Source organism: Streptomyces sp. NPDC051320 (assembly GCF_040682175.1).
Taxonomy (GTDB): Bacteria; Actinomycetota; Actinomycetes; order Streptomycetales; family Streptomycetaceae; genus Streptomyces.
Map to the genome: position 1 here is coordinate 325885 of NZ_JBFBAL010000006.1, position 14651 is coordinate 340535.

The window sequence follows — 14651 nt, forward strand, 5'->3', positions numbered from 1 at the left end:
GAGGAACACCTCCGCACGGCGGATGCGCGGTTCGGCTCGGAGGTCCGCCGGTACCCCGCCTCGCCCCGGGCCCCCCCCCCCCCCCCCCCCGGCCGGTTCCGGCACTAGAAAGGATGGTCGGCCGGTTCCCCGCGGACCGTGGTCCAGCGCAGTTCGGTGAATGCCTCGAGATTGGCCTCACCGCCGAACCGCGCCCCGGTTCCCGATGCCGCCACCCCGCCGAAGGGCGCCACCGCCTCGTCGTTGACCGTCTGGTCGTTGATATGGGTGATCCCGGTGGGGATGCGGTCCGCGAGTTCCAGACCCAGAGCGGTGTCCCGGGTGACGATGCCGAGCGAGAGACCGTACGGGCCGGTGGCGGCCATACCCGCGGCTTCGTCGAGTGTGGCGAAGGACCGCACGGGCGCCACCGGTCCGAAGACCTCCTCCTGGTACGCGGGGGTGAGGTCGTCGGCGTCCGCGAGCACGGTGGGCCGGTAGAACAGGTCCTGGTGCGACCCGCCCGCGGCGAGCTTCGCACCCCGGGCCGTGCTGGCCTCCACCAGACCGTGGATCTTGGCGAGTTGGGCCGAGTCGATGATCGGCCCCAGATGGACCTGCGCACGGTACGGGTCGCCGACGGCCAGCGAGTCCGCCTTGGCGGCGAGCCGTTCGACGTACTCCGAATAGAGCGACGCGTGGACGAGATGCCGCCCGGTGGTCATGCAGATCTGGCCCTGGTGGAAGAAGGACCCCCAGGAGGCCTGCGCGACGGCCGCTTCGACGTCCGCGTCCTCCAGCACGATCAGGGCCGAGTTGCCGCCGAGTTCCAGATGCGCCCGCTTGAGCCTGCGGCCTGCCGCCTCACCCACCGCACGGCCTGCGGCGGTGGAACCGGTGAAGGAGATCACCGGTACGCGCGGGTCGTCGACCAGCGCCTGTCCGGCCTCCGCGCCGCCCGGCAGGATGTACAGCAGCTCCTCCGGCAGTCCCGCCTCGGCGAAGACCGCACCGAGGGAGATCCCCCCGCAGACCGCGGTACGCGGGTCAGGCTTGAGCAGCACGGCGTTGCCGATGGCCAGGGCGGGGGCGACGGAGCGAATGGAGAGGATCAGCGGGGCGTTGAAGGGGGCGATGACACCCACGACACCGACCGGGACGCGACGGGTGTACGAGAGCCGCGGTTCCTCGCTGGGCAGGACCTGTCCGGTGGGGCGGGAGGCGAGCGCGGCCGCCTCGTAGCACTCCTCCGCCGCGACGTGCAGCTCGAAGGCGGCCTTGCCCGGTACGGAGCCGGATTCGCGGACCAGCCATTCGGTGAGTTCGTCGGCGTGCGCGGAGAAGAGGTCGCCCGCCTTGCGCAGCACGGCGGCGCGCAGGAAGTGCGGTGTACGGGCCCAGGCGCCCTGGGCCGTCCTGGCTGCCTCGGCCGCGACGGCGATGTCCTCGGCGGTGGCCAGGGTGACCGTCGCGAGCGTCTCGCCGGTGGCGGGCTCGGTGACCGGAGATTCACCGCCGCCGAGCTTCCGGGCCTGCCAGGTCTTGGGATCGAGCAGAGGCATGACGCATCTCCAGCGGCTCAGGGACGTTCAACGCGAGTGTTCAACGAGAGCGTGCAACGGGGTGTTCGAGGGCGGTCGTTCATACGCGGGCGCCGCGTACGGCATCGTAGTCATCCGGTCGCCAGGCCGTACCGGAAAGGGCTCCTGCCCCGGGTCTCAGCGTTCGAGTACCAGCGCGAGCCCCTGACCGACCCCGATGCACAGCGCCGCGAGCCCGGTGCCCGACCCCGCGGCGGCGAGTTGATGGGCCACCGAGCCGGCGAGACGCGCTCCGGAGGCCCCCAGCGGGTGCCCGATCGCGATGGCGCCGCCGCGTGGGTTGACGAGCGCCGGGTCGAGTTCCGGCCACTCGGCGAGGCAGCCGAGTGACTGCGCGGCGAAGGCCTCGTTCAGCTCGAAGGTGGTGAGGTCGGCGAAGCTCCTGTCCGCTTTGGAGAGCGCCTGCCGGACCGCCTCGACGGGGCCGAGTCCGAAGAGCTGCGGCTCGATTCCGGTCACCGCCGACGCCCGGATCCGGGCGAGCGGTTCCCGGCCGGTGGCCCGCAGCCCCGCTTCGTCGACGAGCAGCAGCGCCGCCGCGCCGTCGTTGAGCGGTGAGGCATTCCCGGCGGTGACGGTGCCGTCCGCGCGGAAGACCGGCTTGAGCTTGGCCAGCGTCTCCATGCTGGAACCGGGGCGGATGCACTCGTCACGCAGCAGACCGGCGCCCTCGTACGGCACGACCTCACCGTCGTACAGGCCCGCATCCCAGGCCGCCACCGCCCTGCCGTGGCTGCTCAGCGCGAACGCGTCCTGCTGTTCCCGGGTGATGGCATGTTTGTCGGCGATGAGCTCCGCACCCTCCCCGAGAGCGACGGTCCACTCCTCGGGCATCCGGGGATTGGTCATGCGCCAGCCGAGCGTCGTCGAGTGCAGCTGCTGATGCCCTGCGGGGAAGGCGCGTTCGGGCTTCTGCATCACCCAGGGGGCGCGGGACATCGACTCGACACCGCCGGCGACGGCGACCGAGGCGTCTCCGAGGGCGATGGCCCGCGCTGCCTGGATGACGGCTTCCAGGCCGGAGCCGCACAGCCGGTTGACGGTGACCCCGGGAACGGACGCGGGCAACCCGGCGAGCAGCACGGCCATCCGGGCCACATCGCGGTTGTCCTCGCCGGCCCCGTTGGCGTCGCCGAAGTACACGTCGTCGATGCGCGCCGGGTCGAGGTCCGGTGCGCGGTCCACGAGCGCCCGGACCACATGGGCCGCGAGGTCGTCCGGGCGTACGGAGGAGAGCGCACCTGCGAACTTCCCGATCGGCGTGCGGACTGCGTCGACGATGTAGACGTCGCGGATGCTCATCGAATCTCTCCCACGCCCATCCCGCGCCCGCCCGATGCGTTCGCCTGATGAACTTTTGTTCATGATTGGCTACGCCCGAGTCTCTGCTTCGTGCCCTCCCGTGTCAACGGGCCCGGGCGGTCAGCCGTTCGCGAGTACCTTCCATAGCCCAGGGTCCTCGAATCCGAGCGCCCACAGCGAGGTGTTGCGGACTCCGTACTTCCGCAGGGCCCCCAGATGCACAGCGACACCGCGGGCGTCCTGGTACCAGACGGTTCTGGGCACCTTGCCGTCGCGGTAGGTGAAGTGCGGGGTGCCGGACACCGTGTCGAACTGATAGGAGGCGCCTTCCTTGCGGCGCAGCTCCTCCGCCTGCTTCCAGGTCACGTTGCGCGCGCTGCCCTCGCCGTCGGCCCGCCAGTCCCAGCCGTAGGCGGGCAGCGCCATCTCGATCTTCGCGGGCGCCACCAGCGCGGTCGCCCGCCGCAGGATCTCGTCGTACCAGTCGGTGGAGGCCACCGGCCCGGGCTCGCCGCTCGCCCAGTGCAGGTCGTACGCCATGATGCGCATACGGTCGACGGCGCGGCCGATCGCGGCGTAGTCCCAGATCCGCCCGGTGCCCGCGGTCTGGGCGGAGACGGTCACGACGCACTGTTTGTGCCGGCTGTGGAGGGCGGCGCAGAGGTCGGTGACGAAGGCGGCGTAGGCGGACCGCACCTTTTCGTAGGTGGCCGTGGGCGTCGTGGTGATCGTCTCGTAGTCGATGTCGACGCCGTCGTAATCGTTGCTGTCGGCGAGCGCGACCAGGGCACCGACCTGCGCGGCACGATCAGTGGGTGTGGTGAGGATCTTCGCGAGCCGGCCCGGCTCCATGGTGTCCATGTCCATGACGGTGGGCACCACGTCGATGCCGGCCCGGTGCAGCCCTTCGACGATCCGGGCGTTGCCCGCGCCGGGATGTCCTTCGAGCCGGCCGGCCGAGGCGATCTTGTACCAGAAGGGGCTGACGGTGTGCAGTTGACCCGCATGGCTCAACGCGTCCTGGTACGCGTCCTCCACGTCCCAGTACGGGAGCCACGCCGAGGCGGTCCGGGTCGCCGCGGCACCGCGGGAGGAGCCCGCCGGACCCGGCGATCCTGCGCGGGCCGGATCCGGCGGCGCGGAGAACGCCAGGGTGGCGGGAAGTGCTGTCAGCAGCAGACAGCCGAGCGCGGCCAGGGAACGAAGACGCCGGCGGCGGGGGTGCGAAATGACCATGGACCGAGCCTGCGGCCGGAACCCGGGACCCGCCCCGCGGGATGCTCCGTCCAGGCTCTAACGTGACCGGATGACGACCTGTCGCGACGCACACGCAGACCTGCCGGGCAGCACCGGCCCGCACGCCACGACCGAGGCCGAGCCCCGGGCCATCGGACCGGTGCGCACCTCCTACGCGCCGGACCGCGACGGCGCCCCGGACCCCGGCGAAATCGTCTGGACATGGGTGCCGTACGAAGAGAACGACGGCCGCGGAAAGGACCGTCCGGTGCTGGTGGTGGCCCGGGAGACGGCGGGCACCCTGCTGGCCGTACGGCTCTCCAGCAAGCGCCATGACCGGGACCGCGAGTGGCTGGCCATTGGAGCCGGCCCGTGGGACCGGGAGGGTCGCGAGTCCTGGGTGGATCTTGACCGGGTGCTGCGGGTCCACGAAAACGGCATGCGGCGGGAGGCGTGCGCTCTGGACCGGCCGCGGTTCGACGCCATGGTACAGCGCCTGAAGGAACGGTACAGCTGGGGCTGAGCAGCCACGCGGCCGACCGCGCGGTTCGGCCACGGTGAGCACGAGGTGAACGTCCGCGCAACGGCGATCGGGGCCCTCCATGGCCCACTTGTGCGGACCGCCGGCAGTGGCTTAGGTAGGACGGAGCATCCTTCGGAAGGCACCGGAGGAGGCTTGCCGGTATCTTCGGACCGAGGAGCCGATCATGTCCCTACCCCTGCTCAGCGAAGTGGACGCGGAGGACCTGCTCCGATGCATCTGCTTCAAAACTGGCCCACCGCGACGTATCGGAGTCGAGCTCGAATGGCTCGTCCACGATCTGCGCGATCCCCGGGTTCCGCTGTCCGAATCACGGATCGCACAAGCCCATGCCGCGGTGCGGGCCCTGCCGCTCGCCGCCGCGCTCACCTTCGAACCCGGCGGCCAGCTGGAGCTCAGCTCGCTTCCCGCCACGTCCCTCAGCGAGTGCATCGGATCCGTCTCCGCCGACCTGGACGCCGTACGCGGTGTCCTGCGCGGCCAGGGCCTGGTCCTCACCGGCCTCGGCCAGGATCCCTGGCATCCCCCTCGCCGGCTGCTGCATGAACCTCGCTATGACGCGATGGAAGCCTGCCTGGACCGGAGCGGGCCCGCGGGCCGCGCCATGATGTGCGGGTCCGCGTCGATCCAGGTCTGTCTGGACGCCGGGAACGAGGAGCCGGGTCCGCTCGGCTACGGAAGACGCTGGCGGCTGGCGCATCTGCTGGGCGCCGTCCTGGTGGCCGCCTTCGCCAATTCGCCGCTCCGGCAGCGGCGCCGCACCGGTTGGCTGTCCACCCGGCAGTCCCAGTGGGCCGACCTCGATCCGGTCCGCTCGCTGGCCCCGGCCCTCGGCGCGGAGCCGCGGGACACCTGGGCCGCGCATGTGCTGGACGCACCGGTCATGTGCATCCGTGACGACAACGGTCCCTGGACGACGCCGGAGGACCTGACGTTCCGCACCTGGGTGCGCACCGGGCTGCCGAGACCGCCGACCCGCGAGGATCTCGACTACCACATGAGCACCCTCTTCCCGCCGGTCCGGCCGCGCGGACATCTCGAACTGCGCATGATCGACGCCCAGTCCGGTGAGGACGGCTGGATCGTGCCGCTGGCGGTGACCACCGCGCTCTTCGACGACCCGGCGGCGGCCGAGACCGTGTACCGGGCCGTCAAACCCCTCGCTGAGATCGCCGGCCCGTGCCAGGCGCCGCGCAATCCGCTGTGGACGAACGCCGCCCGGTCCGGTCTCGCCGATCCGGAGCTGCGCGCCGTCGCCGCGGTCTGCTTCGACGCGGCGCTGGACGCACTCCCCCGGATGGGCGCATCCACGGCGGTGCAGAACGCGGTCGCCGCGTTCACGTCCCGCTACGTCGATCGGGGCCGCTGCCCCGCCGACGATCTGCTCGAGGCGGGGCTCGGCCCCGCTCTCCCTCCCGCTCAGCGGATCGACCACCGGAAGGACATCCGGCCATGACCGACGACTCCACGGCGCTGCGGCAGAGCGCGCTCAAAGCGCTCTCCGGCGCGCGCAGCCGCACCACCGCCCTGACCGAATGCGTCGACGACCGTGACCTGACAGCGCAGCACTCGCCCCTGATGTCCCCCCTGGTCTGGGACCTGGCGCACATCTCCAACCAGGAGGAGCAGTGGCTGCTGCGGGCGGTCGCCGGCCGGGAGGCGATACGCCCGGAGATCGACTCGATCTACGACGCGTTCGAGCACCCGCGGGCGATCCGCCCCACGCTGCCGCTGCTTGCCCCCGCCGAAGCCCGCAGCTATGCCACCGAAGTACGCGGCAGGGTTCTCGACGTCCTGGAAAGCACCCCGTTGCAGGGACGGCCCCTGGTAGAGGCCGGGTTCGCCTTCGGGATGATCGCCCAGCACGAACAGCAGCACGACGAAACCATGCTGATCACCCACCAGTTGCGCGCAGGCCCCGCCGCGCTCACCGCTCCGGCGCCGCCTCCGGCGGACGCCACCGGACTCCCGGACGAGGTTCTCGTCCCGGCCGGCCCGTTCACCATGGGCACGTCCACCGAGCCGTGGGCCCTCGACAATGAGCGGCCCGCACACAGCCGCCTCGTCCCGGCTTTCCGGATGGACACCAGCCCGGTGACCAACGGCGCGTTTCTGCACTTCATCGAGGACGGCGGTTACCGGGACGCACGCTGGTGGACGGATCAGGGCTGGGATCTGGTCCGCGGTCACGAGCTCGAAGCGCCGCTGTTCTGGCGCCGGGAGGGCGGTCAGTGGCTGCGCCGCCGTTTCGGGGTCGTCGAACCCGTCCCGTCGGACGAACCGGTGCTCCACGTGAGCTGGTACGAGGCAGACGCCTATGCGCGCTGGGCGGGACGGCGGCTGCCGACCGAGGCCGAGTGGGAGAAGGCCGCCCGGCACGATCCGGCGACCGGCATCTCCCGTCGCTATCCCTGGGGCGACGGGGAGCCGACAGCCGAGCGGGTCAATCTCGGCCAGCGGCACCTGGGGCCCGCGTCCGTCGGCAGCTATCCCGCCGGCGCGTCCCCGCTCGGTGTACGGCAGCTGATCGGCGACGTCTGGGAGTGGACGTCGAGCGACTTCCTGCCCTACCCGGGTTTCGTGGCCTTTCCCTACCGCGAGTACTCCGAAGTGTTCTTCGGCCCCGATCACAAGGTGCTGCGCGGCGGCGCCTTCTCGGTGGACGAAGTGGCCTGCCGGGGTACCTTCCGGAACTGGGACCTGCCGGTGCGCCGCCAGATCTTCGCCGGCTTCCGTACCGCCAGGGATGCCTGATGTGCCGCCACATCGCCTGGCTGGGTGAAGCGGAGCCGCTCGGCGACATCCTCGTGAAGCCCGTGCACGGTCTGTTGCGCCAGTCCTGGGCCCCTCGCCACCAACGGTACGGAACGGTGAACGCGGACGGTTTCGGTGTCGGCTGGTACGCCGAGGGCGACCCGGCCCCCGCCCGCTACCGGCGCGCCGGGCCCATCTGGGCCGACCTCTCGTTCGCCGACCTCGCCCGGGTGGTACGCAGCCGCGCGGTGCTGGCCGCCGTCCGGGATGCCACCGCGCCCGGAGCCGACGGTGAGGCCGCGGCCGCGCCCTTCGCGGCCGACCGCTGGCTGTTCAGTCACAACGGTGCGCTCACCGGCTGGCCGGTGAGCGCCGCGTCGCAGGCCGCGTCCCTCCCGGTGGTCGAACTGCTCGCCATGGAGTCGCGCTGCGATTCGGCGCTGGTCTGGGCACTGGTGCTGCACCGGCTGCGGGAGGGTGACGGCGCGGGCCAGGCACTGGCCGACACCGTGCTCGATCTCGCCGCCGCGGCGCCCGGCTCCCGGCTCAACCTGCTGCTGACGGACGGCCCGTCCATCACCGCGACGGCCTGGGGCGACACACTCTGGTATCTCGCCGAACCGGGCCGCCGCACGGTGGTGGCCTCCGAGCCCTACGACGACGATCCACGCTGGCACCGGGTCCCGGACCGCACCCTGCTGGAGGCGACCCGCACCGACGTCCTGCTCACCCCCCTCAAGGAGCCCCCCGCGTGAGCCCTTTTCAGCTGACCCGCACCCTGCCGGAGGATGCCACCGGAGCCGCACTGCGTGCCGATGTGCTCCACGGCCTCTCCCGTACGCCGAAAACGCTGCCGCCGAAGTGGTTCTACGACGCCCGGGGCAGCGAACTCTTCGAGGAGATCACGGCGCTGCCCGAGTACTACCCGACCCGCGCCGAACGGGAGATCCTGCTCTCCCGCGCGGGAGAGATCGCGGTCGCCACCGGCGCGCGCACCCTGATCGAGCTGGGTTCGGGCTCCTCCGAGAAGACCCGCCACCTGCTCGACGCGCTGCCCGGCCTGGAGGTGTACGTTCCGGTGGACGTCAGCGGCAGCGCGCTGAGCGCTGCCGCCGATGCGCTGCTCGCCGAGCGGCCGGCCCTCTCCGTACACGCGCTGATCGCGGACTTCACCCGCGAGCTGACACTGCCCCGCACCCCGGGTCCCCGGCTCGTCGTCTTCCTGGGCGGGACGATCGGCAATCTGCTGCCCACCGAACGCGCCGCCTTTCTGCGGGCCGTGCGGGAACTGCTGGAACCCGGCGACGCGCTGCTGCTCGGCACCGACCTGGTCAAGGACGCGTCGGTGCTGGTTCCCGCCTATGACGACCGGAGCGGTGTCACCGCCGCGTTCAACAAGAACGTGCTGAGCGTCATCGACCGCGAGCTCGGCGCCGACTTCGATCCGGCCGCTTTCGACCATGTCGCCGTCTGGGACAGCGAGAACGAGTGGATCGAGATGCGCCTGCGGGCCAACAGGGCGCTCACCGTCAAGATTCCGGAGCTCGATCTCGTGGTGCACTTCGACGCCGGCGAGGAGATGCGTACCGAGGTGTCGGCGAAGTTCCGGCAGGACGGCGTCCGGTCCGAGCTGTCCGCCGCCGGCCTGGAACTCCGGCACTGGTGGACCGACACCGAGGGGAGGTTCGCGCTGTCGCTCAGCGCTCCACCAGCTCGTCGGTGAGCAGTTTCGACGCGGCCTTCGCGGCTGTGCCGGGGTCCTCGCCGTTGAGCACCTTCGTCATGTACGGCTTGATCGGGTTGTCCGCCTCGACCGCCGCCCACTGCGGCGAGTTCGGGGTGGCCCGCCCGCGGGCAGCGCCCGCGGCCATCGCCGCGGTGCCCTCCTCGCCCTTGACGGCGCCGGCCAGGGTGGTCTTGTTGGGGACGTAGCTCATGGTCCGGGCCAGCTCGGTTTCCCACTTCTCGCCGGCCAGGGCTTCGACGACGTCGACCGCCGCGTCGGCGTTGTCGGCCTTTTCCGGGATGATCAGGTCGGAGCCGCCGGTGAACACCGCGGCCGGCTTGCCGGCCGTCTTGCCGGGGATGGGGAAGAACCCGAGCTTGCCCTCGAGTTCCGGGTTGCTCTTCACAATGGCCTGCGCGGTGCCGGGCACGGCGATGATCTGGGCGATGTTGCCGCCCGCGAAGACATCGGCCTGCTGGGGGTGTGCCTCGTCCGCGTTCCTGGGGCCGTCGCCGAGCGCCTGCAGAAGCCGATAGAAGGCCATCGCTCGGAGTGCCGCCGGGGTGGCGAGGGCGCCGGTGAACAGGCCACCCGACTCGACGGCGAGTTCGCCGCCCTCGTCCCAGATGAAACCGGAGAGGGTGTACCAGTCCTGGCCGGCCAGATAGATCCCCTGCTGATCACCCTGGTTCAGCTGCTCGGTGTCGTTGATCCATGCCTTGCGGGTCCGGGGCAGCTCGTTGATCCCGGCGTTCCTGAAGAGATCCTTGTTGTAGATGACGACCCGGTTCGCCGCGTACCAGGGGATACCGAACTGTGCGCCGTTGATGCTTCCCGGGTCGGCGAGCCCGGGCAGCCAGTCCTTGCTGCCGAGGTCCCTCACCGATTCGAGGGTGAGGTCGCGCAGGGCTCCGCTGTCCGCGTACATGGCGACCTGGGTGTTGCCCACTTCGATCACGTCGGGACGCCCACCGGTCTTCGGCCCGTCCGTCAGCGCGGCGTTCACCTTCGCGCCGATGCCACCCCACTCCTGGATCCGGATGTCCAGCCGGGTGTCCCGGTGCTTGCTCTCGAAGTCCTCGGTGAACTGCTGGATGAACTCGTCGGACGCGCTGCCCTTCATCAGCCAGACCAGCACGGTCCTGGAATGGCCGCCGGTGCCCGGCAGCGAACCACAGGAGGTGAGCGACATGACCGAGAGCAGAGCGGTACAGACGAGGCCGAGACGGCCCTTCACGACAGGGCGGTATTTCACGAAGGTCACCTCTGCGTATGGAAACGGCAGTTCATGACCCGACGTGGGGGAAGCTCAGACGGCTTGACCGGGCATGGAGGGGAGTTTGGTACAGACCAATCGCCGCGGTCAAGGGGTAGCCGCCCGGTCGTGAGCGGCTTGTGACGGGGTACGACATCTCGCGGAGCGCGGGCGGGTGGGGCACCGTGGAGTAGTCCACCATCGAGCGACGGGACGAAAGGAGTGCGACGCCATGTCGGACAACACCTACCGGGTGACGGAGATCGTCGGCAGCTCACACGAGGGCATCGACCAAGCCATCCGTAACGGCGTGACCCGGGCTTCAAGGACGCTGCGCGAACTCGACTGGTTCGAGGTCACCCAGGTCCGCGGCCACATCGTGGAGGGGCGGATCGAGCACTACCAGGTCGGCCTCAAGGTCGGTTTCCGGCTGGAGGACGGCGAGTAGGGCCGGCTACCGGGGCCACGGCCCGACCGGGGAATGCGGGACCCTCCGACGCGTTGAACCCTGTGTGAGCTCCGCCATCTCCGCCACCCGGTTCTCGGTACTCGACCGCTCGCGCGTTCGCGCCGGCCACGACGGTCCCGGGGCGCTGCGTGACACCGTGCGCTTCGCGCAGCAGGCCGAGGCTCTCGGCTACCACCGCTTCTGGGTTTCCGAGCATCACAGTGTGCCGGGCGTCGCCGGCTCCGCTCCCACGGTGCTCGCCGCTGCCGTGGCGGCAGCGACCTCGACGATCCGGGTCGGTACCGGCGGGGTGATGCTGCCCAATCACCAGCCGCTGGTGGTGGCTGAACAGTTCGGCGTACTGGAATCGCTCTTCCCCGGCCGGATCGACATGGGCCTCGGCCGCTCCGTGGGGTTCACCGACGGGATACGCAGAGCTCTCGGTCACGGCAAGAAGGACGCCGAGGAGTTCGCCACCCTGGTGGCCGAACTGCTCGGCTACTTCTCCGGCGAACAGTCCGCGCATCCCCACGTGCACGCCCGGCCGGCCGAAGGGCTGCGCATCCCCGCTTTCGTGCTGGCGACGGGCGCGGGCGCGCAGGTCGCGGCCGCGGCGGGGCTGCCCCTGGTGATCGCCGCCGTCCGCGGGGAGGGCGAGATGCTGCGCGCCGTCGACGGCTACCGGGACGCCTTCCGCCCGTCCGCCTGGGGCGAGCAGCCGTACGTCGTGCTCTCCGGCACGGTCGCGGTGGCCGCCACCACCGAACAGGCCCGCCGGATCCTGCTGCCCGAGGCGTGGTCCACGGCGTACTCACGCACGCACGGCGAGTTCCCGCCGCTCGCCCCCGCCGAGACGATCGCGGGCCTGCGGATGACCGAACGTGAGCGCGCCCTCTTCGATGAGGCGCAGCGCGGACAACTGCACGGCACCGAGGACGAGGTCGCGGACGGGCTGGAGAAGCTCATCGACCGCAGTGGGGCCGACGAGTTCCTGGTCACCACGAGTACGTACGACCGCGCCGCCCTGCTCGACTCGTACCGGCGGCTGGCGCGGATCACTGCCTCACGCTGATCGCCGTGCCGGGCGACATCTCCCATGGCCGGACGTCAGCGGCTGACCTTGCGGGTGGCGCGCAGCCACTCCTTGTTCATCGCGGTGATCGAGGGCAGCGGGATGCCCTTGGGGCAGGCGGTGGCGCACTCGCCGGTGAGGGTGCAGCCACCGAATCCCTCCTTGTCCATCTGCGCAACCATGTCCAGGACCCGGGTCTCCCGCTCCGGCACGCCCTGCGGCAGCACGTTGAGATGGTTGACCTTCGCCGAGGTGAAGAGCATCGCCGAGCCGTTGGGGCAGGCCGCCACGCAGGCGCCGCAGCCGATGCACTCGGCGTGCTCGAAGGCGAAGTCGGCGTCCGGCTTGGGCACGGGCGTGGCATGCGCCTCGGGAGCCGCACCGGTCGGGGCGCTGACGTAGCCGCCGGACTGGATGATCCGGTCGAAGGCCGAGCGGTCCACGACCAGGTCCTTGACGACCGGGAAGGCCGAGGCCCGCCACGGTTCGACGTCGATGGTGTCGCCGTCCTGGAAGGCCCGCATGTGGAGCTGGCAGGTGGTGGTGCGCTCGGGGCCGTGGGCGTCGCCGTTGATCACGAGGCTGCAGGCACCGCAGATGCCTTCACGGCAGTCGTGGTCGAAGGCGACGGGCTCGTCGCCCTTGACGGTGAGCTCCTCGTTGAGGGTGTCGAGCATCTCGAGGAACGACATGTCCGGCGAGACGCCATCGACGTGGTAGGTGGTCATGGCGCCGTCGGTGGTCGCGTTCTGCTGGCGCCAGACGCGCAGGGTGAGCCTCATGCGTAGCTCCGCTGAGTGGGGTGGACGTACTCGAAGACCAGGTCTTCCTTGTGCAGGACGGGTGCCTCTCCGGTACCGCTGAACTCCCAGGCCGCGGCGTAGGAGAACGCTTCGTCCCGGCGTTCGGCCTCGCCGTCGGGCGTCTGTGACTCCTCACGGAAGTGGCCGCCGCAGGATTCGGCCCGGTGCAGGGCGTCGAGGCAGGTCAGCTCGGCGAGTTCCAGATAGTCGACGACGCGGTTGGCCCGCTCCAGCGACTGGTTGAACTCCTTGCCGGTGCCCGGCACCTTGATCCGGCGCCAGAACTCCTCGCGGAGTTGCGGCAGCCGGTCGAGTGCCTTGCGCAGCCCCTCCTCCGTGCGGGACATCCCGCAGAACTCCCACATCAGTTCACCGATCTCACGGTGGAAGGAGTCCGCGGTGCGGTCCCCGTCGACGGAGAGCAGCAGATTGAGCCGGTCCTCGGTCTCCGCGATCGCGGAGACGACGGCCGGGTGGTCCGCATCGATCTCGTCGTGGTGCGGGTTGCGGGCCAGGTAGTCGTTGATGGTGGACGGCAGCACGAAGTACCCGTCGGCGAGGCCCTGCATCAGCGCCGAGGCGCCGAGCCGGTTGGCCCCGTGGTCGGAGAAGTTGGCCTCGCCGATCGCGAACAGACCGGGGACGGTGGTCTGCAGGTCGTAGTCGACCCAGAGCCCGCCCATCGTGTAGTGCACGGCCGGGTAGATACGCATCGGCGTCTCGTACGGGTCTTCCGCCGTGATCCGCGCGTACATGTCGAAGAGGTTGCCGTACTTCTCCTCGACGGCCTTACGGCCCATTCGGGCGATCGCGTCGGCGAAGTCCAGGTAGACGCCCTGCCCGCCCGGCCCCACCCCGCGGCCTTCGTCGCAGACGTTCTTGGCGGCGCGTGAAGCGATGTCGCGGGGCACCAGATTGCCGTAGGACGGGTAGGTGCGCTCCAGGTAGTAGTCGCGCTCGTCCTCGGGGATCTCGTTGGCCGGGCGCATGTCGCCCTTCGCCTTCGGGACCCAGATCCGCCCGTCGTTGCGCAGCGACTCGCTCATCAGGGTGAGCTTGGACTGGTGGTCCCCGGTACGCGGGATGCAGGTGGGGTGGATCTGGGTGAAGCACGGGTTGGCGAACCAGGCCCCGCGCCGGTGGGCCCGCCAGATCGCCGTCGCGTTGGAGTTCATGGCGTTCGTCGAGAGGTAGAAGACATTTCCGTAACCGCCGCTGGCCAGCACCACCGCGTCCGCGAAGTAACTGCTGATCTTCCCGGTGATCAGGTCCCGGGCGACGATGCCGCGGGCCCTGCCGTCGACGACGATCAGGTCGAGCATCTCGGTGCGGGGGTGCATCTCGACATTGCCCGCGGCGATCTGCCGGCTCAGCGCCTGGTAGGCGCCGAGCAGCAGCTGCTGGCCGGTCTGCCCACGGGCGTAGAAGGTGCGCGAGACCTGCACCCCGCCGAAGGAGCGGGTGTCGAGGAGCCCGCCGTACTCCCGGGCGAAGGGCACGCCCTGGGCGACGCACTGGTCGATGATCTCCACGGAGATCTGGGCGAGCCGGTGGACGTTGGACTCGCGGGACCTGAAGTCCCCGCCCTTGACGGTGTCGTAGAACAGCCGGTAGACGGAGTCGCCGTCGTTGCGGTAGTTCTTCGCGGCGTTGATGCCGCCCTGCGCTGCGATGGAGTGGGCCCGCCGCGGTGAGTCCTGATAGCAGAACTGCACGACGTGGTAGCCCTGTTCGGCGAGGGTGGCGCCTGCGGAGCCGCCGGCCAGTCCGGTGCCGACGACGATCACGGTGTGCTTGCGGCGGTTGGCCGGGTTGACCAGTCCGGCCTCGAAGCGACGGGTGTCCCACCGCTCGGCGACCGGGCCCCGGGGGGCCTTGGTGTCGACGACCGGCGCGCCGGTCCGGTACCGCGCGTAGTCGTTCATATGGGGTTC

General features: G+C 70.6%; 13 protein-coding genes. 7 read left to right on the forward strand and 6 right to left on the reverse strand.

Features of this window, described 5'->3' with window-relative positions:
* Positions 1–104: 104 nt before the first annotated feature.
* The 3 genes from AB0M87_RS16305 to AB0M87_RS16315 all read right to left on the reverse strand — a co-directional run bounded on the left by AB0M87_RS16305 (position 105) and on the right by AB0M87_RS16315 (position 4118).
* On the reverse strand, positions 105–1541 hold the full coding sequence (locus AB0M87_RS16305) for an aldehyde dehydrogenase family protein (RefSeq protein ID WP_365853240.1): 1437 nt from the start codon (positions 1539–1541) through the stop codon (positions 105–107).
* Between the two features lie 156 nt (positions 1542–1697).
* Entirely contained in the window at positions 1698–2882 is a 1185-nt protein-coding gene (locus AB0M87_RS16310) for a thiolase family protein (RefSeq protein WP_365853242.1), read from the reverse strand.
* 120 nt (positions 2883–3002) lie between these two features.
* Positions 3003–4118 carry a glycosyl hydrolase family 18 protein gene (locus tag AB0M87_RS16315; protein ID WP_365853244.1) on the reverse strand — a complete coding sequence of 372 codons (1116 nt, stop codon included), beginning with the start codon at positions 4116–4118 and terminating at the stop codon, positions 3003–3005.
* 70 nt (positions 4119–4188) lie between these two features.
* Between AB0M87_RS16315 and AB0M87_RS16320 the strand changes: the two genes are divergently transcribed.
* The 5 genes from AB0M87_RS16320 to egtD all read left to right on the forward strand — a co-directional run bounded on the left by AB0M87_RS16320 (position 4189) and on the right by egtD (position 9136).
* The gene (locus tag AB0M87_RS16320; protein ID WP_365853246.1) at positions 4189–4641 is read left to right on the forward strand and encodes a type II toxin-antitoxin system PemK/MazF family toxin; all 453 of its coding nucleotides are present in this window, start codon (positions 4189–4191) and stop codon (positions 4639–4641) included.
* A gap of 184 nt (positions 4642–4825) precedes the next feature.
* Entirely contained in the window at positions 4826–6115 is a 1290-nt protein-coding gene (gene egtA / locus AB0M87_RS16325) for an ergothioneine biosynthesis glutamate--cysteine ligase EgtA (RefSeq protein WP_365853248.1), read from the forward strand.
* Positions 6112–7413, forward strand: coding sequence for an ergothioneine biosynthesis protein EgtB (gene egtB, locus AB0M87_RS16330; protein WP_365853250.1), 1302 nt, complete (start codon positions 6112–6114; stop codon positions 7411–7413). The genes egtA and egtB overlap by 4 nt, the downstream gene beginning before the upstream one ends.
* The gene (gene egtC / locus AB0M87_RS16335; RefSeq protein WP_365853252.1) at positions 7413–8168 is read left to right on the forward strand and encodes an ergothioneine biosynthesis protein EgtC; all 756 of its coding nucleotides are present in this window, start codon (positions 7413–7415) and stop codon (positions 8166–8168) included. The genes egtB and egtC overlap by 1 nt, the downstream gene beginning before the upstream one ends.
* Complete coding sequence (gene egtD, locus AB0M87_RS16340) at positions 8165–9136, forward strand: L-histidine N(alpha)-methyltransferase (RefSeq protein WP_365853254.1); 972 nt, start codon at positions 8165–8167, stop codon at positions 9134–9136. The genes egtC and egtD overlap by 4 nt, the downstream gene beginning before the upstream one ends.
* On the opposite strand, the gene AB0M87_RS16345 is transcribed toward egtD, so the two are convergent.
* Positions 9111–10331, reverse strand: coding sequence for an extracellular solute-binding protein (locus tag AB0M87_RS16345; protein ID WP_365853439.1), 1221 nt, complete (start codon positions 10329–10331; stop codon positions 9111–9113). The genes egtD and AB0M87_RS16345 overlap by 26 nt on opposite strands.
* A gap of 295 nt (positions 10332–10626) precedes the next feature.
* On the opposite strand from AB0M87_RS16345, the gene AB0M87_RS16350 reads away from it, so the two are divergent.
* Both AB0M87_RS16350 and AB0M87_RS16355 read left to right on the forward strand, forming a co-directional pair.
* Positions 10627–10842, forward strand: coding sequence for a dodecin (locus tag AB0M87_RS16350; RefSeq protein ID WP_365853256.1), 216 nt, complete (start codon positions 10627–10629; stop codon positions 10840–10842).
* A 64-nt stretch (positions 10843–10906) separates the two neighbouring features.
* Complete coding sequence (locus AB0M87_RS16355) at positions 10907–11914, forward strand: MsnO8 family LLM class oxidoreductase (protein WP_365853258.1); 1008 nt, start codon at positions 10907–10909, stop codon at positions 11912–11914.
* A gap of 35 nt (positions 11915–11949) precedes the next feature.
* Here AB0M87_RS16355 and AB0M87_RS16360 read toward each other — a convergent pair whose 3' ends face one another.
* Positions 11950–12696, reverse strand: coding sequence for a succinate dehydrogenase/fumarate reductase iron-sulfur subunit (locus tag AB0M87_RS16360; RefSeq protein WP_365853260.1), 747 nt, complete (start codon positions 12694–12696; stop codon positions 11950–11952).
* The gene (locus AB0M87_RS16365; RefSeq protein ID WP_365853441.1) at positions 12693–14642 is read right to left on the reverse strand and encodes a fumarate reductase/succinate dehydrogenase flavoprotein subunit; all 1950 of its coding nucleotides are present in this window, start codon (positions 14640–14642) and stop codon (positions 12693–12695) included. Before AB0M87_RS16365 ends, AB0M87_RS16360 begins: the two co-directional genes overlap by 4 nt.
* Between the last annotated feature and the right edge of the window lie 9 nt (positions 14643–14651).